19 protein-coding genes are annotated in these 21,453 nt (G+C 70.5%); 18 read left to right on the forward strand and 1 reads right to left on the reverse strand.

The genetic code is table 11. The features are described from left to right. Positions 1-66 precede the first annotated feature (66 nt). The gene (locus tag ACIQ6Y_RS31460) at positions 67-978 is read left to right on the forward strand and encodes a hypothetical protein (protein WP_404044029.1); all 912 of its coding nucleotides are present in this window, start codon (positions 67-69) and stop codon (positions 976-978) included. Between the two features lie 487 nt (positions 979-1,465). Further along, positions 1,466-3,487, forward strand: coding sequence for a helix-turn-helix domain-containing protein (locus ACIQ6Y_RS31465; protein WP_404044031.1), 2,022 nt, complete (start codon positions 1,466-1,468; stop codon positions 3,485-3,487). 12 nt (positions 3,488-3,499) lie between these two features. Here the strand turns inward: ACIQ6Y_RS31465 and ACIQ6Y_RS31470 are convergent, their stop codons facing one another. Next, positions 3,500-4,375 carry a LuxR C-terminal-related transcriptional regulator gene (locus ACIQ6Y_RS31470; RefSeq protein ID WP_404044033.1) on the reverse strand — a complete coding sequence of 292 codons (876 nt, stop codon included), beginning with the start codon at positions 4,373-4,375 and terminating at the stop codon, positions 3,500-3,502. Between the two features lie 183 nt (positions 4,376-4,558). Here ACIQ6Y_RS31470 and ACIQ6Y_RS31475 point away from each other — a divergent pair, with 183 nt between their 5' ends. From ACIQ6Y_RS31475 to ACIQ6Y_RS31550, 16 genes are all read left to right on the forward strand, one after another. Next, a complete protein-coding gene (locus tag ACIQ6Y_RS31475; protein ID WP_404044035.1) occupies positions 4,559-4,789 on the forward strand; it encodes a hypothetical protein in 231 nt (76 codons plus the stop codon). Positions 4,790-4,820: 31 nt separating this feature from the next. Next, positions 4,821-6,161, forward strand: a complete 1,341-nt coding sequence (locus ACIQ6Y_RS31480; protein ID WP_404044037.1) for a sugar phosphate nucleotidyltransferase — start codon at positions 4,821-4,823, stop codon at positions 6,159-6,161. A gap of 23 nt (positions 6,162-6,184) precedes the next feature. Continuing rightward, positions 6,185-6,886 carry an SDR family oxidoreductase gene (locus ACIQ6Y_RS31485; protein ID WP_399649323.1) on the forward strand — a complete coding sequence of 234 codons (702 nt, stop codon included), beginning with the start codon at positions 6,185-6,187 and terminating at the stop codon, positions 6,884-6,886. A 374-nt stretch (positions 6,887-7,260) separates the two neighbouring features. Continuing rightward, positions 7,261-8,439 (forward strand): IS701 family transposase, encoded by a 1,179-nt coding sequence (locus ACIQ6Y_RS31490; protein WP_404044195.1) that lies wholly within the window; start codon positions 7,261-7,263, stop codon positions 8,437-8,439. Positions 8,440-8,674: 235 nt separating this feature from the next. Beyond that, entirely contained in the window at positions 8,675-10,129 is a 1,455-nt protein-coding gene (locus ACIQ6Y_RS31495; protein WP_404044039.1) for a hypothetical protein, read from the forward strand. Between the two features lie 101 nt (positions 10,130-10,230). Continuing rightward, a complete protein-coding gene (locus ACIQ6Y_RS31500) occupies positions 10,231-10,932 on the forward strand; it encodes an EthD domain-containing protein (RefSeq protein ID WP_404044041.1) in 702 nt (233 codons plus the stop codon). 52 nt (positions 10,933-10,984) lie between these two features. After that, positions 10,985-11,821 (forward strand): type 1 glutamine amidotransferase domain-containing protein, encoded by an 837-nt coding sequence (locus tag ACIQ6Y_RS31505; RefSeq protein ID WP_404044043.1) that lies wholly within the window; start codon positions 10,985-10,987, stop codon positions 11,819-11,821. Between the two features lie 51 nt (positions 11,822-11,872). Then, positions 11,873-13,510, forward strand: a complete 1,638-nt coding sequence (locus ACIQ6Y_RS31510) for a thiamine pyrophosphate-binding protein (RefSeq protein WP_404044044.1) — start codon at positions 11,873-11,875, stop codon at positions 13,508-13,510. 3 nt (positions 13,511-13,513) lie between these two features. Next, entirely contained in the window at positions 13,514-14,116 is a 603-nt protein-coding gene (locus ACIQ6Y_RS31515; protein ID WP_404044046.1) for a DJ-1/PfpI family protein, read from the forward strand. A gap of 3 nt (positions 14,117-14,119) precedes the next feature. Further along, a complete protein-coding gene (locus ACIQ6Y_RS31520) occupies positions 14,120-15,958 on the forward strand; it encodes an AGE family epimerase/isomerase (RefSeq protein ID WP_404044048.1) in 1,839 nt (612 codons plus the stop codon). Further along, on the forward strand, positions 15,955-16,296 hold the full coding sequence (locus ACIQ6Y_RS31525; protein ID WP_404044050.1) for an STAS domain-containing protein: 342 nt from the start codon (positions 15,955-15,957) through the stop codon (positions 16,294-16,296). The genes ACIQ6Y_RS31520 and ACIQ6Y_RS31525 overlap by 4 nt, the downstream gene beginning before the upstream one ends. Beyond that, positions 16,293-18,413, forward strand: a complete 2,121-nt coding sequence (gene glgX / locus ACIQ6Y_RS31530) for a glycogen debranching protein GlgX (protein WP_404044052.1) — start codon at positions 16,293-16,295, stop codon at positions 18,411-18,413. Before ACIQ6Y_RS31525 ends, glgX begins: the two co-directional genes overlap by 4 nt. Positions 18,414-18,455: 42 nt before the next feature. Then, positions 18,456-18,767, forward strand: a complete 312-nt coding sequence (locus ACIQ6Y_RS31535) for an anti-sigma factor antagonist (protein ID WP_404044054.1) — start codon at positions 18,456-18,458, stop codon at positions 18,765-18,767. A 16-nt stretch (positions 18,768-18,783) separates the two neighbouring features. Then, a complete protein-coding gene (locus ACIQ6Y_RS31540) occupies positions 18,784-19,368 on the forward strand; it encodes an ATP-binding protein (RefSeq protein WP_404044056.1) in 585 nt (194 codons plus the stop codon). A gap of 11 nt (positions 19,369-19,379) precedes the next feature. Beyond that, entirely contained in the window at positions 19,380-20,633 is a 1,254-nt protein-coding gene (locus tag ACIQ6Y_RS31545) for a PP2C family protein-serine/threonine phosphatase (RefSeq protein WP_404044058.1), read from the forward strand. A 16-nt stretch (positions 20,634-20,649) separates the two neighbouring features. Next, complete coding sequence (locus tag ACIQ6Y_RS31550; protein ID WP_404044060.1) at positions 20,650-21,420, forward strand: P-loop NTPase; 771 nt, start codon at positions 20,650-20,652, stop codon at positions 21,418-21,420. Positions 21,421-21,453 lie beyond the last annotated feature (33 nt).

The following is a 21,453-nucleotide window of genomic DNA, read 5'->3' on the forward strand; positions in this document are numbered from 1 at the left end:
AGTCACAGTGGTTTCACAGCCTTCACCTCTTGGGCAGCCGGTTGGCCTCCTCTACGCTCCGTTCGCATGCTCTGCCCGTCCGCGGCCACCGCTGTGGCCCAACTCGCAGCCGAGGGTGTTGCCGTGTGGCTGGCGGACAGCCCCGGCGCCCCGGCCGCCGTCGCCACGCTGCGACGGCTCGTCACCGGTGCCCCGGACGCTTTCCAGGGGCTGGTCAGCGCGGCCGTGTCGGTGGCGGAGGTCCGCTCCCTGTGCGACGCGCTGCTGCCCGCGCACCTGTCCTGCGACGGGCGCGCCGGTCTGGTCTCCGCGGCGCTGGACCCGGACGCCGCGCTCGCGGTCGGCCGGCCCAACCTGCTGGTGCGGATCGTGCCGGACACCGAGGGCCTCGCCGCCATCGCCGAGGCGCTGGGCCGGGGCCTTCGGGTGGACGCCGCTCCGGTGACCACCCTCGAGTCCTACGGCCGGGTCCTGGAGGCCTGTTTCGCCGGGCTGGAGCAGGCGCTGGCCCGTGGGCTGCCGCTGCCGGCCGGCACCGCCGTGACGTCGGTCCCGGTGGGGGCGATCGACGCGGCGGTCAATGCCCGCCTGGACGGGCGCCATGCCGGCGGCAGCCGGGTGCAGGCCTCGCTCGCGCTGGCCCGGGTGCTGTTCCGGATGCGCGAGGAACGCCTGGACGACGGCTGGTGGCGGGTGCTCAGGGCGGGTGGCGCCCAGCCGCCGAAGCTGCTGTGGACGATGTCCACGCCCCGCCATCTGACCGCGCTCGTCGGCTGGAACACCGCGCACACCGTGCCGGCCGAGCTGGCCGAACAGCGTCTGACCGTCGCCGGGTTGCGCGGCGACACCCTGCTGAACGAGCACGTCCGCGGCCACTCGGAGCTGGCCGCCCTGCGCCGGCAGGGCATCCGCCTGGACCAGTTGCACCTCGGTCCCGGCTTCCGCGACCAGACCCTGACCGGGGTGCCCGGCAGTTGAGGCGGCCGCACGGCACGCGCGGTGCCCGCCCGGTGCGGGCTCCGTACGCCGCGACCCGGCCGGTCTCAACGCCGTACGCCGTCCTCCGTCGGCGGACGCGCCGGGGCGGGCCCGACGTCGGGCGCCCCTTCGGTCCGCAGCACACGTATGTCCGCGTCGTCCCTCTCCCCCACTCGGCGCATGAACGCCCGCTTCCCTTCGTCGCCACCCCTGCGCACCGCTCTCCCCGCCGCCTTCTCGAACGGCCCTGCACACCGAGGCTGCCCGCCCGGCGGCGGCGGGGGAAGGTGTTTAGGCAACAGCATTCGGACGCCGGGTGGTGCTTGCGCCACCCGACCGTCTCCCACCTGCGGTGATGCCACGTCAAAAAGGGGCGGAGCGAAGGGTTCCGGCCAATGTTGACGGTAACCGCGGGAGCACTCTAGGTTCACAAAGGCCCGGTGCGGATTCCCCCTGTCCGCCAGGGCCTGGCTGGGGGTGACACACGGTGCCGGACGAGGACCGTCTCGTACGCGACGGGCTGCTCGGACTTCTGGAGATCCTGGCCATGGAGGCGCAGCCGGCACGGACGGGCCGCCCGGGCACCGCCCCGGCACCGCTCGTGCGGGACGAAGAGGCCGGGGAAGAGCCCGACGAAGAGGCCGACGCCGAGCCGTACAAGGAGCCCGCGCAGGGGCTGGCGCGCGATGTGCAGGGGCTGTTCGCCCGGCGCCGGCAGCGCGAGGCGGGTCTGGCCGCGCTGATGGAGACCACCCGCGAACTGACCGTCCCCTACGACGTGGACGAGTTCCTGCGGGTGGTGGCCCGGCGCGCCCGGCTGCTGCTGAACTGCGACACGTCCTGGGTCAATCTGACCTCCCCGGCCGGCGGCCGGTCGTTCGTGGTGACCACCGACGGCCGTACCACCGCCCTGACCGTCGGCTTCTCGGTGCCGCCGGCCGCGGGCGCGGGCCGCACGGCGGCCGCCCGCTCGGCGCCGTTCTGGACCCCGGACTATCTCGCCGACAAGCGGTTCCCGCACGCCCCCGCGCTCGACGACACCATCCGCGAGGACGGCCTGCACGCCCTGCTGGCGGTGCCGCTGAAGCAGGGCGGCACCGTGCTGGGCACGCTGTACGTCGCCGATCGCGCGGTACGTCACTTCACACCGGACGAGATCACCCTGATGTCGGCCCTCGGTGATCTGGCCGCCCTCGCGATCGAGAAGGCGCGGCTGCAGGAGCTGGCGGGCGAGGCGCCCACCGGGTCGCGGAGCCGCGGGCCACGGGCCGGCGGGCCGCGGGCCGGCGGGCCGCGCATCACCGGGCCGCGCGCCGCGGAGGGCTCGGCGCAGGCGGGGCCCGAGGAGCTGCACACCCGGCTGATCGACATGGTGCTGCGCGGCTGCGACATCACGGAGCTGGCGGCGAGCGCGGCGGCCGAGCTGGACGGCGCGCTGCTGGTGCGCGACGCGGCCGGGCGCACCCTCGCGGTGACGGACGGCTTCCCGCCGGTCGAGGACGGCGAGCTGTACCGGCGGATGCTGCAGGCGCAGGAGGCGCGCACCGCGGTCCGCAGCGAGGGCGGGCTGTGGGTGTGTCCGGCGGTCGCGGGCGAGGAGGTCGTCGGCACGCTCATCCTCGCTCCGGGCGCCGGCCTCGAGTTATGCGCGCCGCGGCTGCTGGAGGCGGTCGCACAGTCCACGGCCGTCCTGCTGCGGCTGCGCTCCACCGCGTCGGACGCCGAGGGCAACGGGCGCGACGAACTGCTGGCCGAGCTGCTGCGCGACCCGCCGCGCTCGCTGGAACAGGTGCAGCGCCGGGCCCGCCGGCTGGGCGTCGATCTGGACCAGCCGCATGTGGTGCTCGCCGTGCGGCCGGAGGGCGGGCCATCGGGCCGGGCCCTGGTGTGGGCGTCCTCCTACGCGCATCGACACGCCGGTCTGAAGACCACCGACGGCGGCTGTCTGGTGCTGGCACTGCCGGGCAGCGACCCTTCGGCGGCGGGGCGGGACGCCTCCGACGCGCTGCGTACGGCCCTCGGTCATCCGGTGACGGTCGGGTCGGCCGGGCCGGTGACCGAGCCCGGGGCCGTGCACCGCGCGTATGCCGAGGCACGGCGGTGTCTGGACGCGCTGACCGCGCTCGGCGGGGCCGGCGGCAGTGCCTCGCCGCAGGATCTCGGCTTTCTGGGCCTGGTGCTGGCGGACAACCCCGACACCGCGGCGTTCATCACGGACACCATCGGCCCGGTCCTCGACTACGACGCCCGGCAGGACACCGAGCTGGCGAGGACCCTGGAGGCGTACTTCGCCTCGGGCGGCTCGCCCCGGCGGGCCGCGGAGAGCCTGCATGTGCACCCGAACACCGTCTCGCGCCGGCTGGAGCGCATCACCGAACTGCTCGGCCCGCACTGGCAGGAGCCGGGCCGGTCGCTGGAGGTGCAGCTGGCGCTGCGGCTGCGGCGGACGCGGCACACCGTGCGCAGCCGCCAGGCGCCGCTGGCCGGGATGGACGAGCGGCGCCGCTGAGGCCGGGCCGGTTCAGAGCGCCTCGTCGTCGATGATCGACGACTTGGCGAGCAGAAAGGCGAGTTGGGCGCGGCTGCGGCTGTTGAACGCCTCGGACGCCTTCTTGATGTGCGTGGAGACGGTACGGGTGCTGATGCCGAGCCGCTTGGAGATCGCGGCGTCGGTGTGACCCTCGATCATCAGGCGGAGTACGGCTTTCCGCGTTTCGTCGGTCATCAGCGGGGGACGTGCCTGCTGGGAGGTGATGGTGACGGGCTCGGCCCGGTGCCAGGCGTTGTCGAAGACCATGGCGAGGTAGTGCACGATCGCGGGGTGCTCGATGGCCACGGCCGTGGAGTTGATGTCGAGTACCGGTTCGGGGATGAACGCGATGCGCCGGTCGTAGATGATCAGGCGGTCGAAGACCTCGTTGAGGGTGCGGACTTCGGCCCCGGCGGCGACCACCTGCTCGATGTAGGCGAGGGTGGGGCCGTGGGTGCGCACGGTGTGCTGGTAGAGCGTGCGCTGTTTGACGCCCTTCTTCAGCATGGAGAGGTTGGAGGGCAGGACCTGTTCCAGGAGGTGGGGTTCCCGGGCCCCGCCGGGCTTGGCGGTGATCACCTCTTCCACGCAGCTGTCGCGGGCCTGCCGCAGGGCGGCCCGGATGACGTCGATGCCCCGTAGCAGCCGTACCGCGGTGCCCGACTCACGGTGCTCCTCGCGGTAGATGTCCTCGGCCGCGCTGAGCGCCTCCTGGATGGCGGCGATGGCATGCTGCTGGACCAGGACGGCCCGCTCGATGGGGCGGCGTAACTCACTGCTCGCGATGTCGGGCGGGACGGCACCGAGGAGCGCGGGCTCTTCGGCCAACGGACGCAGCAGACCCAGCTCGACCAGACACTCGGGCACCTCGCCGCGGATCGGACCTTTCGTCAGGGCCTCGCGGTAGGCCTCCAGGCCTTCTTCGCACAGACGAACGACATTGGGTTGGGGATGTATGTCCGGATTCCTGCACACTTGCCCCCCCTTCCGGTTCTGACATTGCGTGCTCACGATGCTACCCAAGCCCCAGTTGGGCAGGGTTCGTACGGCATGATTCTGAAGGCGAAAGCGCGATTCAGTTTCAGCCAAACGGGAGAGGACATGCAATTCACGGATCACGCCGTGAAGGGATTTATCGGAACGCTGGCGATGGCAATAGCCATCGGCACCGCGGCGGCCCCCTCGGGAATCTCGACGGCCGAGGGCGACTCGGGCACTCAGACCGCCCAGATCGCTTCGGAGCGGGTCGTTTTCGGCCCGGACGACGACAACTGGCCGTAAACCAAAGTCCACTCAACACGATGGGGGCGTGATGAGCACCGATTCGGAAATCGTCGGCATCCTGCTGGCCGGTGGCCGTGGCGAACGGGCCAAGCCCATCACTCTTGAGTCCGCCGACTACATCAGGAGCAAGGCTCTGATCCCGCTCGTCGGCCGACGGCTGGTCGAGTGGGTGCTGGAGTCCTGCCGGGAGCAGGGGATCCGCCGCTTCTACGTGGTGACCCACGGCCTGGAGAACCGCAACCAGATCAAGCTGCTGCTCGGGCACGGCGAACGGTACGGCGTCCGCATCACGTACTCACGCTCCCGCTTCGACCGCTACAACGTCGGCTCCGCCGGCGCGACGCTCCACAATCTGGAGCAGTGGGACCTCCAGGGGAGGGCACTGGTCCTGCCGGTCGACTCGCTCTTCGACTTCGACCTCGCGTCCATGGCACGCACCCACGAGGAACAGGGCGCCGTGGTCACGGTCGCCTCCGTCGCCCGTACCGCTGCCGACATCGCCCGCAAGTACGGAGTGATGCGCACGGACGAGTCCGGGCTGGTGCGCGGCTTCGTGGAGAAGCCGGCCGAGGGCGAGCTGCGCGAGCTGTTCCCGCAGACCGCACAGGACCCGGCGGCCACCTTGCCGACCAACGCCGGCATGTACCTCGTCGACTGTGCCCGCCTGCGGCTGCTGGCCCGTGAGCCCGAGCTGTTCCGGCGCTCCCACCAGCGCCTCGACGTGGGCGGCGATCTGCTCCCGCACCTGGTCGAGCAGGGGCACCCCGTGGCCACCCACACCATCGGCAGGCTCGGCGACATGGGCAACGTGCCCGACTACCTGGACACCGTGCGGCTCGTGCTCAACGGCGCGTACGAGCAGATGAATCGTTTGACCGACCGCCCCGAGGACGGCTCCGGACGGCTGTGGATCCATGAGAGCAGCCTGCGGACCAAGGACGACGCCACCGGCACCACCCTCGCCCAGAAGATCGAGGAGGGCTCCGTGGTCATCGGCCCCGGTGTCCGGATCGGCGAGGACGTGGAGATCGGCCGGGGTGTGCGCCTGGAGCACGCGGACATCGGCGACGGAGCCGAGGTCCGCGAGGGCAGCACCGTGGTGCGCTCCACCGTCGGCGAATCCGCGGTCGTCGGCCGCTACGCCGACATATCCGACAGTTACGTCGGCCCGATGGCGGAGGTGTGCTCCGAGCGCGCCCGGCCCATCCGGCTGGAGAGGTACTCGGCCATCGGCGACGGCGCCGTGCTCTGGCCGGGATCGCGACTCTGCGGGGTGACTGTGTACCCGCGGCTGAGGGTGCCCGCGCTGACGGGACTGCCCGCAAGGACCGAACTCAGGAGCGCCGAGGACATCCTGCGCTGGGTGTGAGGCGTCGACCAGGGAGGGGACCCATGCAGAACCCCATCGCCGTCGTGGGCGGGGCGGGCCGGCTCGGCACGCGCATCACCCGGCGGCTCACCGAACAGGGCCATCGCGTACGAGTGGTGAGCAGAAGGCCGCAGAGCGGCCGGCTGCCACTCGGAGTGGAACTGCACCGGGCCGACGTCCGGTACGCCGACACGCTCGCTCCGGCGCTACGGGGATGCGCCGGAGTGGTGTTCACCGTCGAACCCGGCACGGCCGACTCGGGCCCCGACAGCCCCGAGACCACGATGTACGACGGTGTGCGCAATGTGCTCGCCGCGGCCACCGCACAGGGTGAACGCCCGCACTTCGTGCTGGTCAGCCAGATCTTCGTGACCCGGCGAGAACACCCGATGAACTCCTACGGCCGGCTGCTCGACTGGCGGCTGCGCGGCGAGGACGCCGTGCGGGCCAGCGGGCTGCCGTACACGGTGATACGCCCGAGCTGGCTGACCGACGACCCCTTCGCCGGCTGTGGTGTCCGTCTGGAACAGGACGACCGGGGCGACGGCTGGGTCTCCCGGGGCGCCGTGGCGGAGGCCTGTGTGCAGGCTCTGCGGGTGCCGGAGGCGGTGGGCAAGACGTTCGAGCTCTACAACGAGCCCGGCGACGCCCCGGCCGACTGGTCGCCGCTGTACCGCAGGCTCACCCCGGACCGGCTGCTGGCCTGGTCCGGCCGGGCCGGCTGAACCGCGCACCCCACGGTCACCGCCCGCCGGGAACCCCCCTCCCGCCGGGCCTCCTGAAGGATCCGGGGCCGGGACGAGCCGGCCACGCAGCGCTGCCGCGCCGCCGTCCCGCCCCGGGTCCCGTCGCCGCCGCCCGCACCGGGCCCGGTCCACGTCCCCCGCGCAGGGGGACGCAACACCGCGTGCCCGAAAACCCGACATCTGGACAGGCAATTCCACGCACCCGGAGTGAGCGACCGCTTTTCCGGGCCTGATGATCCACGGCCCAAAACCGGCCGGATGCCCTTGTTCCACTGCGGCGGCGAGCAAACAGCACCACTTGCAGAGAGGGCCCCACCATGTCCGTAGAACATCGGCAGAACTTGCCGGAGGGAATGCCGGAGGACGTATTCTCGGCCATCCTCTCCCGGGCTCTGGAGTCGATTCCGCGCAGCGATCAACGGCGCTGGGCAGAACTTTATGTCCGGGGTCTGCTCACGGTCGATGGCAAAAAGACGATGCGCGCGCTCGCCAACGGTGCCGGAAACAGCGTGGAGCAAAGCCTCTACCAATTCATCACCAAGTCCACGTGGCAGTGCGGGCCGGTGCGGCGTGCGGTGGCGCAGCTGCTGAGCGAGCGGCTGACCCCGCGGGCCTGGGTGGTCCACCCGCTGGTCATCACGAAGATCGGTGAGCACTCGGTCGGCGTGGAGCGCCAGTGGGTCGCGCACATCGGCCGGATCGTCAACTGCCAGCAGGCGGCCGGGGTCTGGCTGGTGTCGGAGCAGGGCAGCTGCCCGGTGGACTGGCGGCTGGCGCTGCCGGAGTGCTGGACCGAGCACCCCGAGCGCCGCCGGCGCGCCTCGATCCCGTCGCATGTGGACTCCTCGCCACCCGAGCAGTGCGGGATCGGCGCGGTCGACCGGATGGCCTCCGAGTGGAACCTGCCCGGCCGGCCGGTGGTGATGGACCTGCGCGACGGCGACCCGTACGCCGCGTGCGCCGAACTGAACGCCCGTCACATCCCGTTCGTGGTGCGGATCGACCCGGCCTCACGGTTCGCCCTCCTGGAGCCGCTGCAGCAGCCGGCGCTCGCCGACCGCGCGCAGGCGACCGACGTGCTGACCGCCGCGCTCAGCCGCAACTGCATGCCCGTCGAGTGGTACGACCACGTCACGGACACCGTCCGGGCGACGTCGGTCGGCACCATGCGCGTGCGGTTACGACGCCGCCGTGCGGTACCGGCCCAGCTCAACGAGCGGCAGGAGCTCGTCCTGCTCGGCGCCTGGACCTCGCGCAACCGGCGGGCGCCGGCCGAGTACTGGCTGTCCAATCTCTCGCGTACCCAGCTCGGCACGATCTATCGCACCGCGATGCTGGCGAGACGGGTCGAGCGGGATCTCTCCGAGGTGACCGACGGGCTCGGTGCGCGGGACTTCGAGGGGCGGTCGTTCCGGGGCTGGCATCACCACATGACGATGGTGAGCGTGGCGCACGCGGCTGCTGCGCTGGCCAACGCCTCCGGGGCTCCCGTGCCTTCGGGTGTCCGTCCTGCCCGGGTGGGTGTGGCATGAGTGCGCCCGCCGACCCGGGGGGTTCTGCCGGTGGGCGGCCGCCGGTTCGTCGTGGCTTGTCGCGCCCACGCGGCGACAGCCGCATATCGGATACAGCCCCGCGCCCCTTAGGGCATCAGCTGCTGCTCGGTCGTAAGAGCGGCTGGCATCTCATCGACGGGCAGGGCTGCCTCAGCCCCGGCTTCAAGGACAAGGACGACTCCTCCGACGCTCCCCCCACCCGGGCAGGTGCCGTATGAACACGCCCCTGATCACCACCGATGCCCCGCGGCTCGCCGCCGAGTTGCGGGAGCTGCTGCCGGGCTGGCTGGCCGGGCGGCGCTGGTTCGCCGGGAAGGGCGAGAGCGCGCCGGTCGTCGAGCCGGTGCTGGCCGATCTGGTCCAGGCCGGTGACCCGGCGCTGCTCCAGCTGATCGTGCGGGCCGGGCAGCCGGGCCAAGAGGAGTGGTACCAGCTGCTGGTCGGCGTCCGCGAGCAGGGGCCCGAACCGCCCGCGGAGGCCGTCATCGGGCGGGCGAGCGGATCGGGACTCCTCTTCTACGAGGCCACCGGTGACCCGGAGTTGATGTCCGGGCTGCTCGCGCATCTGGCCGCGGAGGACGCCGACGGGACCGTGGAGTGCCACCGGGTGGCCGACGCGGACATCCCGGCCGGGCTGACCCCGCATGTGATGACCGCCGAGCAGTCGAACACCTCCATCGCCTTCGGGGACAAGCTGATGCTGAAGGTGCTGCGGCGCCTGCAGCCCGGCCCGCACCCCGAGCTGGAGATGCTCACCGCGCTGCGGCGCGCGGGCGACGTGCCGAGCGCGCATCCGCTGGCGTGGATGCAGACCTCGGACGCGTTCGCGGCGGGCCGCACCACGCTGGCGATCCTCCAGCAGTTCGTGCCCTCGCAGGGCGACGGCTGGGCGCTGGCCACCCGGGAGGCGGCCGAGTGCATCACCGGCGAGTGCGCCTCGGTGGCCCCCTTCGGCGGGTTCGCCGAGGAGGCGCACGCGCTGGGCCGGGCCACCGCCCAGGTGCACACCGCCCTCGCCCAGCAGCTCGACAGCCGGCACCTGGCGGCCGACGAGATCGGCGCGCTGGCCGCCGAGCTGACCCGCAGGCTCGACGAGGCCGTCGACACGGTGCCTCAACTGGTGCCGTTCGCCAAGCAGTTGAGGGACATCCACCGCGATCTGCACGGCATCGCCGCCCGCGGCCACCCCCTCCTCGTGCAGCGCGTCCACGGCGACCTCCACCTCGGCCAGGTGCTGCGCGCCAAGGACGGCTGGGTGCTGATCGACTTCGAGGGCGAGCCGGGCCACCCGCTGGAGGAACGCCGCCGCCTCCAGCCCGCCGTACGCGATGTGGCGGCGATGCTGCGCTCCTTCGACTACGCCGCCCACCACGCCCTCACCGAGGTGCTCGGCGCCCCGCCCGGGGCGCAGGCGCAGGCGGGCCTCAAGGGCAGCAAGCTGGCCCGCCGCGCCTCGGCCTGGGCGGTGCACAACCGGCGGGCGTTCAGCGCCGGTTACGCACAGGCCGGCGGCGTGGACCCGCGCTGCGCGCCGGTGCTGCTGCGGGCCTTCGAGGCCGACAAGGCGGTGTACGAGGCGGTGTACGAGGCCCGTAACCGACCCGAATGGCTGGCGATCCCGCTGGCCGCGGTACGGCGTCTCGCCCAGGGCCGGCCCGAGGCCGTCTGAAAGCTCTTCAGGTCAGGAAGTCGTCCGAAGTTCATTGCCGGGCGCGTGTCGTATTGACACGCTTTTCCGAGTCCGGACCGGTGTGGAACAGGAGAAATTCAATGATCCACCAGTTCATTCTGGCGGCGCCCAAGCCGGGTATGACCGCGCAGGAATTCCAGGATTACTGGGTGAATGTGCACGCGGTGCAGTACGCATCGAAAATCCCGCAGATCCGGAAGTACATGGTCGACACCGTCGTCGACTTCGAGGGCAACCTCGGCACGCCGGCTCTGCCGCACCAGGGCATCGCGGAGATCTGGCTCAACCCCGAGGAGCAGGTCGCGTCGCTGCAGACCGACGAGTTCCTCAACGGCGCCCGCCTGGACGAGCCCAACTGGGCCGCGTTCTGGCTGACGATCGTGGTCGACACCAACGCCCACGAGATCGTCCCCGGCCCCGCGCTCGCCAAGGGCCAGGAGTGGGTGAAGCTGACGCTGCTGCAGAAGCGCCGCCCCGGCCTGGAGCTGGAGGCGTACCGCAAGCAGAGCCTCGGCGGCTACGCCGACGTGGTCAAGGAGACCCCGGGCCTGCGCCGCTATCTGCACGCCCACACGGTCGACGGTGCCTACACCTTCGGTGAGGCGTCCTTCGACTCGGTCGAGCAGCTGTGGTTCGACGACGTCGACGCGCTGCGGGAGGCCGTCGCCTCGCCGTACTTCACCGAGAAGGTCAAGGCGGCCCGGGACGAGATCGTCGACCCGAAGTACGTCTTCTCCCTCGCCGTCAAGGAGAACTGGATCATCGGCCCCGAGGCCCGCTGACGGCCCGCCGACGGTCCCCCGAACCACCCCACCACGAATCCAAGGAGCTGTCGTGGCCAGGAGGAATGCCAAGAAGATCCTCGTGATCCTGTCGGAGTACGGGTACTGGGGCGAGGAGCTCATCGGGCCCCTGTCCCACTTCGACCAGCGCGGTTACGAGGTCGTCTTCGCCACCCCGACCGGCAAGCGCGCGCACGCGCTGCCGCCGTCCATGGACCCCGAGTTCATCGACCCGCCGCTGGGCCGCTCGGTGACCTCCGAGAAGGTCGCCAAGATCACCAAGGAGATCGACGACTCGGACCGTCTCGACGACCCGATCGACATCTCCAGCTGGGTGCCCGAGCGCCCCTACACCTCCGACGACGACTACCTGCGCAAGCTGGAGGCGTACCACCGCGCGGTGGACGTCGTCGCGCAGGAGATCGAGGACTACGACGCGATCCTGATCGTCGGCGGCTCCGGCCCGATCGTCGACCTCGCCAACAACGAGCGCGTCCACCAGCTGATCCTCGCCTTCCTGCGGGCCGGCAAGCCGGTCGCCGCCGAGTGCTACGGCGTGACCTGCCTGGCGTTCGCCCGTGACTGGGAGGACCGCAAGTCGATCATCTGGGGCAAGCACGTCACGGGCCACTGCAAGGAGTACGACTACAAGGACGGCACCGGGTTCCTCGGTACCGACTTCCAGATGGGCCCGCCGCCGTACCCGCTGGAGTACATCCTGCGGGACGCCACCGGACCCGAGGGCCGTTACCACGGCAACTTCGGCAAGGAGACCTCGGTGATCGTGGACTTCCCGTTCATCACGGGCCGTTCCACTCCGGACTCGTATCTCACGGGCGAGAAGATCGTCGAGGTTCTCGAAGACGGGCTGACCCGCTTCGGCTGGTAATTCCAGAACTCGGCGCAGCACACAGCGCAGTCTCAGCGAGAGAAGGAAGACATGGCCAGGCAGGGCAATGCGGCGATCATCGAGCAATTCATCGCCGACGGAATCCCGTTCATGTTCGGCAATCCAGGAACGGTCGAGCAGGGTTTTCTGGACGCGCTGGAGAACTATGACGAACTCCAGTACATCCTGACGCTCCAGGAAACGGTCGCCGCCGGCATCGCGGACGGCTATGCCCGCGCCACGGGCCGCCCCGCCCTGCTCCAGCTGCACAGCGGTGTCGGTCTCGGCAACGCGATCGGCATGCTGTACCAGTCCAAGCGCGGCCACACCCCGCTCGTGGTGATCGCCGGTGAGTCCGGTGTGAAGTACGAGTCGATGGACGCGCAGATGGCGGCCGACCTGGTCGCCATGGCCCGCCCGGTGACCAAGTACGCGACCCGGGTCACCGACCCGAACTCCGTGCTGCGGACGCTGCGCCGGGCGTACAAGATGGCGATGACCGCGCCGCGCGGCCCGGTCTTCGTCGCGCTTCCGATGGACGTCCTCGACGCGGTCAACACCGAGCAGGTCGTGCCGAGCACGGTCCTGCGCACCGAGGCCCTTCCGGTGCCCTCGCTGGTGGAGCAGGCCGCGTCGCTGCTGGCCGGCGCCGAGAAGCCGCTCGTCCTGGTGGGCGACGGCGTCTCGGTGTCCGGCGGGCAGGCCGAACTGACCCGGGTGGCCGAGCAGTTGGGCGCCGACATCTGGGGCGTGGACTACTCCGAGGTCAACCTCGACGCCCGGCATCCGCTCTACCGCGGGCAGCTGGGCCACATGTTCGGCGAGGTCTCCACCTCGCACGTGAAGGACGCGGACGCGGTGCTGATCGTGGGCACCTATGTCTTCCCGGAGGTGTTCCCGAACCTGGGGAACCCCTTCCGTGAGGACGCGCGGATCGTCCACATCGATCTCGACGGCTACGAGATCGCCAAGAACCACCCGGTGAGCCTCGGCCTGGTCGCCGACCCCAGGGCCACCCTGGAGGCGCTCGCCGAGCAGCTGGAGACGAAGCTGTCCGCCGCCGACCGTTCGCGTGCGGCCGCGCGTCTCACCGAGCGGCGGGCGCAGCAGGCGCTGCTGCCGGCCGACGACGGCTCGCTGCTGAACACCTTCCTGCGTGAGCTGGCCGGCGCGGTGCCCGAGGACGTGATGGTCTTCGACGAGGCGCTGACCGCGGCGGGCCCCCTCAACGCCCATCTGCCCGGACGGCTGCCCGGCCACTGGTTCTCCACCCGCGGCGGCTCGCTCGGCGTCGGCATCCCGGGCGCGCTCGGCATCAAGCTGGCCCACCCGGACAAGACGGTGATCGGCTTCACCGGCGACGGCGGCTCGATGTACACGTTCCAGGCGCTGTACACGGCCGTCCGCCATGAGATCGGCGCCAAGTTCGTGATCTGCAACAACCGCAGCTACAAGCTGCTCGACCTGAACATCGAGCAGTACTGGCGGGAGCGGGGCGTCCAGCCGCACCAGTTCCCGACGCCGTTCGACCTGTCCCACCCCGATCTGCACTTCGCCGAGATCGCACGCGGTTTCGGCGTCGACGGGGTGCGGGTGGACACCAAGGACCAGGTGGCGGACGCGGTGAAGCGGATGCTCGCCGACGACCGTCCGTTCCTGGTCGACCTGCGCACCACCGAGGGAGCCTGAGCCATGGCCGGACCCATCCCGTCCCGCGACGGAGTGCTCTCCGGTCGCCGGATCGCGATCCTGACCGAGAGCGACTTCTACGAGCCCGAGATCGCCTACTACCAGCGCCGGTTCGCCGAGGAAGGCGCCCGCGTCGACCTGATCACCCGGCTGTGGGGGAACAAGTCGATCACCTTCTCGGGCCATGAGTACCGGGCGCCGCTGGTCGTCGACAAGAGCCTGGAGGACATCGACGACCGGGCGCTGCTCGAGTACAGCGCGCTGATCGTGCCCTCCGGCATGGTCGCCGACCGGCTGCGCTACACCGAGGACATCGAGAAGCTGCCGCCCGCGACGGACCTGCTGCGCCGGGCGTTCGCCCGGTCCGGGGTCGTCAAGGGGATCATCTGCCACGGCATGTGGCTGGCCGCCTCGATCCCCTACGTGGTGCGCGGCCGCAAGGTCGTCTGCCACAACAACCTCATCGGCGACGTGCGCAACATGGGCGCCAACTACGTGGACCAGGACGTCGTCGTGGACGGCGATCTGGTGACCGGACGTACCGGCGACCACTGCCATCTCTTCGCCAGGACCATCATCGACGAACTCGTGCTGCGAGGTGCGTGAGACATGACCAGCAACCCCGGCACCGTGAACTTCACCTTCTCCGACACCATCGCCGGCCGCGTCACCGCGTTCGACCGCGACGCCGCGGTGGTGACCGTCGCCACGGCCGACGGCCGGAGCTTCGACGTCTCCCTGGACGGCGCCCCCAGCGCGGAGCTGCTGCACAACCTGGGAGAGCCCTACCAGGACGCCTCGGGTCACATCTACGACCTGCTGACCCCGGGCCGTTTCCTCCAGGCGTACGGCATCTTCTACCCGCAGGGCGGAGGACTGCGGTTCGAGGCCAAGCGCCTGGTGTTCGTCGGCCGTGACACGGACGACTACCGCTACGAGGAGCCCGGCTGGTGGGTGCGGCAGATCCGCGAGATCGCCGCGTTCTACCGCAAGGCCCAGTTCGGCGACGGACCCGTCGACTTCAAGAACTACCGCACGGAGATCCGGCTCAGCGGCGACAAGACCGCCAGCCACATCCAGGAGACCGACACGATCTCCCGGCTGGTGTACGGCATGGCGTCGGCGTTCCTGCTGACCGGTGACGACCAGTACCTGGAGGTCGCCGAGCGCGGCACCGAGTACCTGCGCGAGCACATGCGGTTCGTGGACCAGGACGAGAACGTCGTGTACTGGTACCACGGCCTGAAGGTCGACGGCGACACCGAGACCAAGCTGTTCACCTCGGAGTTCTCCGACGACTACGACGCGCTGCCCGCCTACGAGCAGATCTATGCGCTGGCCGGCCCGATCCAGACCTACCGGGTCACCGGCGACCCGCGGATCAAGTCCGACGCGGACGCCACGATCCGCCTGTTCGACCGGTTCTACCTGGACCCCGAGCACGGCGGGTACTTCAGCCACATCGACCCGATCCTGCTCAGCCCCGAGCACGAGTCGCTGGGCCCGAACCGCTCGCGCAAGAACTGGAACTCCGTCGGCGACCACGCCCCGGCGTACCTGATCAACCTGTACCTGGCGACCGGCGAGAAGTCCTACGCCGACATGCTGGAGTACACCTTCGACACCATCGTGCAGCGCTTCCCGGACCTGGAGCACAGCCCGTTCGTCCAGGAGCGCTTCCACAAGGACTGGTCGGCGGACACCGAGCACGGCTGGCAGCAGAACCGCGCGGTCGTCGGCCACAACCTGAAGATCGCCTGGAACCTGATGCGCATGCACTCGCTGCGCCCCAAGGACGACTACGTCAAGCTCGCCACGAGCCTGGGCGAGACCATGCCGCCCATCGGCAGCGACCGGCAGCGCGGCGGCTGGTACGACGTCGTCGAGCGGGTCCTGGCCGACGGTGAGGAAAGGTTCCGCTTCGCCTGGCACGACCGCAAGGCCTGGTGGCAGCAGGAGCAGGCGATCCTCGCCTACCTCATCCTGCACGGCCTCACCGGCCGTGAGGACTTCCGCTCCGAGGCCCGTGACGCGGAGTCCTTCTACAACGCCTTCTTCCTGGACCACGACGAGGGCGCCGTCTACTTCAACACCCTGGCCAACGGCCTGCCGTACCTGCTCGGGGTGGAGCGGCTCAAGGGCAGCCACTCGATGTCGATGTACCACTCGGCCGAGCTGTGCTACCTCGCCGCGGTGTACAACAACCTGCTCATCAACGGCAACGCGATGGACTTCTGGTTCAAGCCGGACCCGTCCGACCTGCCCGAGCGCACCCTGCGCGTCTCCCCCGACCTGCTGCCGGCCGGCTCGGTGCGCATCGAGAGCGTGGAGATCGACGGCGAGGAGCACACCGACTTCGACGCCGGCGCGCTGACCGTGCGGCTGCCCGAGACCTCCGGGCGGGTCAAGGTCAAGGTCCGGCTCTCGCCCACGGAGGTGTCCGGATGACCGTCAAGCTCACGTCCCGCATGGAGGGCTCGGCCTGTGTGGTCGCCCTGGAGGGGGAGATCAACTCCACCACCTCCGGCGGTCTCCAGGCCCAGCTGCTGCCCTTCATCGGGCACAGCTCCAGCGTCCTGATCGACCTGACCGGGATCAGCTACATCTCCAGCGCCGGGCTGCGCACGCTGCTCATCGTGCACCGCCGTGCCCAGCAGCTGGAGGCCCGCGTCACGCTGGTCGGGCTGTCCGAGGAGGTCAGGTTCGTGATGTCCGCGACCGGCTTCCTGGACTTCTTCGACATAGCCGAGGACCTCGGCTCCGCACTGGAGAACGCGGGCCGATGACCGTCCAGGACGTACGAGAGCGCGTCGACGGTTATCCGACGCGCCAGATCTCCGGTTACCGGGTGCGCGCGGGACGTCCGTTCCCGTACGGCGCGCACCCGGTCCCGGGTGGGGTCACCTTCTCCGTGTACTCCGACCGCGCCACCTCGATGAGCCTGGTGCTCTTCGAGCGTGGCGCCAAGGAGCCGCTGGTGGAGCTGCCCTTCCCGCCCGAGTTCCGTATCGGCAGCGTGTACGCCATGACGGTGTTCGACCTGGACACCGAGAACCTCGAGTACGGCTTCCGCGCCGACGGTCCCTTCGACCCCGGCGCCGGCGACCGCTTCGACCCGACGAAGGTGCTCAGCGACCCCTACGCCCGGTCGGTCTCCGGCCGGGACGTGTGGGGCGCCGAGCCCGACTGGTCGAACGTCTACCAGTACCGGGCGACCATCCCCGACGACGACTTCGACTGGGGCGACGACACCCCGCTGGGCATCCCCAGCGAGGACCTCGTCGTCTACGAGACGCATGTGCGCGGCTTCACCCGGCACCCGTCCTCGAAGGTGGCCGCGCCGGGCACCTACGCGGGCCTGCGGGAGAAGATCCCGTACCTGCGCGAACTCGGCGTGAACTGCGTGGAGCTGCTGCCGGTCTTCGAGTTCGACGAGCTGGACAACACGCGCAGCAACCCGGCCACCGGGGAGCGCCTGTACAACTACTGGGGCTACAACACCGTCTCCTTCTTCGCGCCCAAGGCCGGATACGCCGCCACGGGACGCTTCGGCATGCAGGCCGACGAGTTCAAGTCGCTCGTCAAGGAGCTGCACAAGGCCGGCATCGAGATCATCCTCGACGTGGTGTTCAACCACACCGCGGAGGGCAACGAGCAGGGCCCCACGATCTCCTTCCGGGGCCTGGACAACTCCACGTACTACATGCTCACGCCGGAGGGGTACTACTACAACTTCTCCGGCACCGGCAACACGGTCAACTGCAACCACCCCGTGGTGCGCGACTTCGTGCTGTCCTGCCTGCGCTACTGGGTGTCCGAGTACCACATCGACGGCTTCCGCTTCGACCTCGCCTCGATCCTGGACCGGGCCCCCGACGGCACCCCGCTGCCCAACCCGCCCCTGCTGGAGCAGCTCGCCGCCGACCCGATCCTGAGGCACACCAAGCTGATCGCCGAGGCGTGGGACGCGGCCGGCCTCTACCAGGTCGGCAACTTCCCCAACTACGGCCGCTGGTCGGAGTGGAACGGCAAGTACCGCGACACGGTCCGCAAGTTCGTCAAGGGTGAGCCCGGACTGGTCGGCGAACTCGCGACCCGGATGGCCGGCTCGCCCGACCTCTACCAGGGCCGCACCTCCTCGGCGTCCGTCAACTTCATCACCGCCCACGACGGCTTCACGCTGTACGACCTCGTGTCGTACAACGACAAGCACAACGAGGCCAACGGCGAGGGCAACGGCGACGGCGCCAACGACAACAACAGCTGGAACTGCGGTGAGGAGGGCCCCACCGCCTCCGAGCACGTGCGCGCGCTGCGCATGAAGCAGATGAAGAACCTGATGGCGATCCTGCTCACCAGCCAGGGTGTGCCCATGTTCGTGGCCGGCGACGAGGTCGGCCGCACCCAGCTGGGCAACAACAACACCTACTGCCAGGACAACGAGCTGTCCTGGTTCGACTGGGGCCTGGTCGACTCCAACGCCGAACTCCTGGAGTTCACCAAGTCGTTGATCGCCTTCCGGCACGCCCATCCGGTGCTGCGCAACTCGATGCACCCGATCGGCGCCGACCAGGTCGGCAGCGGCTACCCCGACATCAGCTGGCACGGTGTGCGCGCCTGGGCGCCGGACTGGTCCAGCCACTGCCGGGTGCTGGCGCTGATGCGGTGCGGCAAGCACGCCAAGGGCGGCACCGTCGCCGACGACCACGTCTACATCGCCATCAACTCCCACTGGGAGGGCCACGACCTGGAGCTCCCGCGGCTGCCCGAGGGCCTGAAGTGGCGGCTGTTCGCGGACACCTCCGCGGCCGGCGCCCACCCGCTGGGCCAGGAGCCGCCGCTGGAGCATCCCGACAGCTACCACCTCGGCGCGCACTCCGTGGTGGTCCTCGTCGGCCGCTGACCGCCCCACCCCCGCACCATCCCCCGCGAAGGAGATTCCACCGTGTCTTTCGAAGTGAAGCTCAGGGTCAACGAGCGTGTCGCCACCATCGAGCTGAGCGGTGAGCTCGACGCGGCGACCGCGGGACAGTTCCACGACACCGTCGACGAGGCCGCCTCCGCGGGCGCCGTCGAGCTGGTCATCCGCGCCGAGAACCTCTCCTACCTGTCCAGCGCCGGACTGCGCTCGCTGGTCTTCGCCCGCCAGAAGATGGGCGACGACGTGCGGATCGCCGTCGTCGGAGCGCCGGAGCCCGTCGCCCGGACCATCCGGCTGGCCGGGTTCGACCACAGCATCGACCTCGTCGACGTGTGAGGGGGCGGGCAGGCCGATGGCGATCGACCACGGTGCGCCGTCCGCCGCCGGAGTCCCCGCCCAGGTGGCCCGCGGCGGCGGCCTCCCCTTGGGTGTCGTCCGCCGCGCCACCGCGGAGCACGCGGTGAGCGCGGGACGCATCAAGGTGCGCGCCGCTCTGGAGGAACTCGACCGCGTCGCGGCCTTCGTCCTGGACGTCGGCCGCCGCGCCGGACTGAACGAGAGCGCGCTGTACCGGCTGCGGCTGGCCGCGGACGAGCTGGCGACCAACATCGTCATGCACGGATACCGCGGCCGGTCCGGTGAGATCGCCGTGGAGGCCGCCATCGAGCCCGAGCGGCTCTGGGTCCGCTTCCAGGACGACGCCCCGGCCTTCGACCCGCATCAGGGCATGCGCGCGCCCGAGCTGGACGCGCCGCTGTCCGAGCGGCGGATCGGCGGCCTGGGCGTGTATCTCGCCGTCACGGCGGTGGACGAGTACCGGTACGAACTCGTGGCCGGACGCAACGTGAGCACGCTGGTCATGCTGCTCCCCGGCCGGGGCGGAAGCACACGTCCGCCCCGGACCCGGGGCGGCGACGACGAGCCGACAGCGGAGTAGACGAGGCGGAGATGGTGCAGACGAAGGTGCTGGTTCTGGGCGAGCATCGCAGCGTGCCTCCGGACCTGCACGACGCCCTGAAGCGCGTGGGCGCCGAGGTGCACGTGCACAGCCCCGGCGAGGTGCTTGCGACCTCGCCGGGGCGGCTGCCCGAGGTGACGGTGGTCCTGGCCCATGCGGAGCTGACCCCCCACACCGTCCGGGCGGTGGCGCGCAGACTGGACGACGAGGGACTGCAGCCTGCCGTGGTCGCCTACGCCGACCAGGAGCATCTGCATCTGCTGGATGGCCACGTGGGAGCCGGCGCGGACTACCTCGTCCCGCCGTTCCACACCCATCTGGTGCGGGCGCGACTGCGCGACTGCCATGAGAAGGCGCAGTTCAGCCGGACGATGGAGGACGTGGCCGCGCACGCGGAACTGCTGTCCTACGAGCGGGAGCTGGAGATCGGCCGGGAGATCCAGCTGGGTTTCCTGCCCGACGACCTGCCCAGCCCCGACGACTGGGAGATCCATGTGCGCTTCCGTCCCGCGCGGACGGTGGCCGGGGACTTCTACGACGTCTTCGAGATCGTCAACCGGCGGCGGCTCGCGCTGATCGTGGCGGACGTGTGCGACAAGGGCGTGGGCGCGGCGCTGTTCATGGCGCTGATCCGCTCGCTGCTGCGGCACACCGCCGAGCAGAGCGGGCTGCAGTCGCTGATCGCGGCCGAGCTGATGGGCGAGGAGACCACCTGGGCCGAGCACAGCCGGGCCATCCCGGTGGTGGGGGCGACACCGCTGCTGAACGCGGTGGTGGGCACCAACAACTACCTCACCCGCAACCACATCCGGCAGGGCTACTTCGCCACCATGTTCTTCGGCGTGCTCGACCCGGCCACCGGCAACCTCGTCTACATCAACGGCGGCCACAACCCGCCGGTGCTGCTGAGCGCGAGCGGCGCCGAGCCGGTGCTGCTGCAGCCGACGGGTCCCGCGGTCGGGGTCATCCCGGACGTCGACTTCTCCCTCGGCTACGCCCGCATCAGCCCCGGCGACACGCTGTTCATCTACACCGACGGGGTCACCGAGGCCCGGTCGGCGTCGGGGCTGTTCTTCGGCGAGGACGAGATGATCCGGCAGCTGACCGCGGCGAAGGTGTGCGGGGAGGGGCTGCTGGACCACATGGACGGGGCGCTCAGCGAGTTCGTCGGGTCCGCGGAGCAGTCCGACGACATCACCATGATGGCCGTCCACTGGCGCCCGCCCGGGCCGCAGAGCAACTGATCAGTCGGGGGTAGACGTGTCGCAGATCATCACCGTGCACTCCTATCGGGGAGGCACCGGCAAGTCGAGCACGGCCGCCAATCTGGCGCTGCTGCTGGCCGCCTCCGGCCGCCGGGTGGCGCTGGTGGACACGGACATCCACACGCCCGCGCTGGACGTGATCTTCGACGGCTCGGTGGAGCAGGTACGGCGTCGCTCGCTGACCGACTATCTGATCGGCCGGTGCGAGATCGAGGACGCGGTGTACCCGGCGGACGGCGACTGGGGCCACGACGGGTTCTTCCTGATCCCGGCGCGCAGCCGGTCCACCGCGGCCGCCGAGATCATGGGCCGCGGCTACGACGTGGGCCTGCTGCGCGAGGGCTTCGACCGGCTCATCGACTCCCTCGCCCTGGACGTGCTGCTCCTCGACACCCACGCCGGGTTCAACAACGAGACCGTGACCGCGATGGCCTGCTCCGACGACCTGGTCGTGGTCACCCGTGCCGACCGCCTCGATCTGGCCGGCGCCCGCGAGACGGTCGCCCTCGCCGAACGCCTCGGCGGGGTCGGCCTGACCGTGGCGGTCAACATGGCTCCCGACGGCCAGGTCCACGACCGTCTGCACGCCGAGGTGGAGAAGGCCTACGACACCAGGGTCTCCGCCGTCCTGCCCTACGCGCCCGAGATGGCCACCCTGGCCGGCGAACGCGTCTTCTCCACGGCCTACCCCCACCACCCCCTCGTCGCCGGCTACCGCCGCATCATCGCCGAGGTCAGCAACGGCACGACGGGGCTCCGCCGGTGAGCCGGCCTGAAGCCCGGCCCTCCCTTTCAGCGA

The sequence above is a fragment of the Streptomyces sp. NPDC096205 genome (assembly GCF_044763135.1).
In the GTDB taxonomy this organism is placed as follows: domain Bacteria; phylum Actinomycetota; class Actinomycetes; order Streptomycetales; family Streptomycetaceae; genus Streptomyces.

What these genes read in the sequence shown, in the direction of transcription:
- ACIQ6Y_RS31480 (WP_404044037.1), top strand. Translation starts at nt 4,821, where the DNA reads ATGAGCACCGATTCGGAAATCGTCGGCATCCTGCTGGCCGGTGGCCGT.
- ACIQ6Y_RS31515 (WP_404044046.1), top strand. Translation starts at nt 13,514, where the DNA reads ATGGCCGGACCCATCCCGTCCCGCGACGGAGTGCTCTCCGGTCGCCGG.
- ACIQ6Y_RS31520 (WP_404044048.1), top strand. Translation starts at nt 14,120, where the DNA reads ATGACCAGCAACCCCGGCACCGTGAACTTCACCTTCTCCGACACCATC.
- ACIQ6Y_RS31540 (WP_404044056.1), top strand. Translation starts at nt 18,784, where the DNA reads ATGGCGATCGACCACGGTGCGCCGTCCGCCGCCGGAGTCCCCGCCCAG.
- glgX (WP_404044052.1), top strand. Translation starts at nt 16,293, where the DNA reads ATGACCGTCCAGGACGTACGAGAGCGCGTCGACGGTTATCCGACGCGC.
- ACIQ6Y_RS31545 (WP_404044058.1), top strand. Translation starts at nt 19,380, where the DNA reads ATGGTGCAGACGAAGGTGCTGGTTCTGGGCGAGCATCGCAGCGTGCCT.
- ACIQ6Y_RS31500 (WP_404044041.1), top strand. Translation starts at nt 10,231, where the DNA reads ATGATCCACCAGTTCATTCTGGCGGCGCCCAAGCCGGGTATGACCGCG.
- ACIQ6Y_RS31490 (WP_404044195.1), top strand. Translation starts at nt 7,261, where the DNA reads ATGCCGGAGGACGTATTCTCGGCCATCCTCTCCCGGGCTCTGGAGTCG.
- ACIQ6Y_RS31510 (WP_404044044.1), top strand. Translation starts at nt 11,873, where the DNA reads ATGGCCAGGCAGGGCAATGCGGCGATCATCGAGCAATTCATCGCCGAC.
- ACIQ6Y_RS31460 (WP_404044029.1), top strand. Translation starts at nt 67, where the DNA reads ATGCTCTGCCCGTCCGCGGCCACCGCTGTGGCCCAACTCGCAGCCGAG.
- ACIQ6Y_RS31475 (WP_404044035.1), top strand. Translation starts at nt 4,559, where the DNA reads ATGATTCTGAAGGCGAAAGCGCGATTCAGTTTCAGCCAAACGGGAGAG.
- ACIQ6Y_RS31525 (WP_404044050.1), top strand. Translation starts at nt 15,955, where the DNA reads ATGACCGTCAAGCTCACGTCCCGCATGGAGGGCTCGGCCTGTGTGGTC.
- ACIQ6Y_RS31485 (WP_399649323.1), top strand. Translation starts at nt 6,185, where the DNA reads ATGCAGAACCCCATCGCCGTCGTGGGCGGGGCGGGCCGGCTCGGCACG.
- ACIQ6Y_RS31495 (WP_404044039.1), top strand. Translation starts at nt 8,675, where the DNA reads ATGAACACGCCCCTGATCACCACCGATGCCCCGCGGCTCGCCGCCGAG.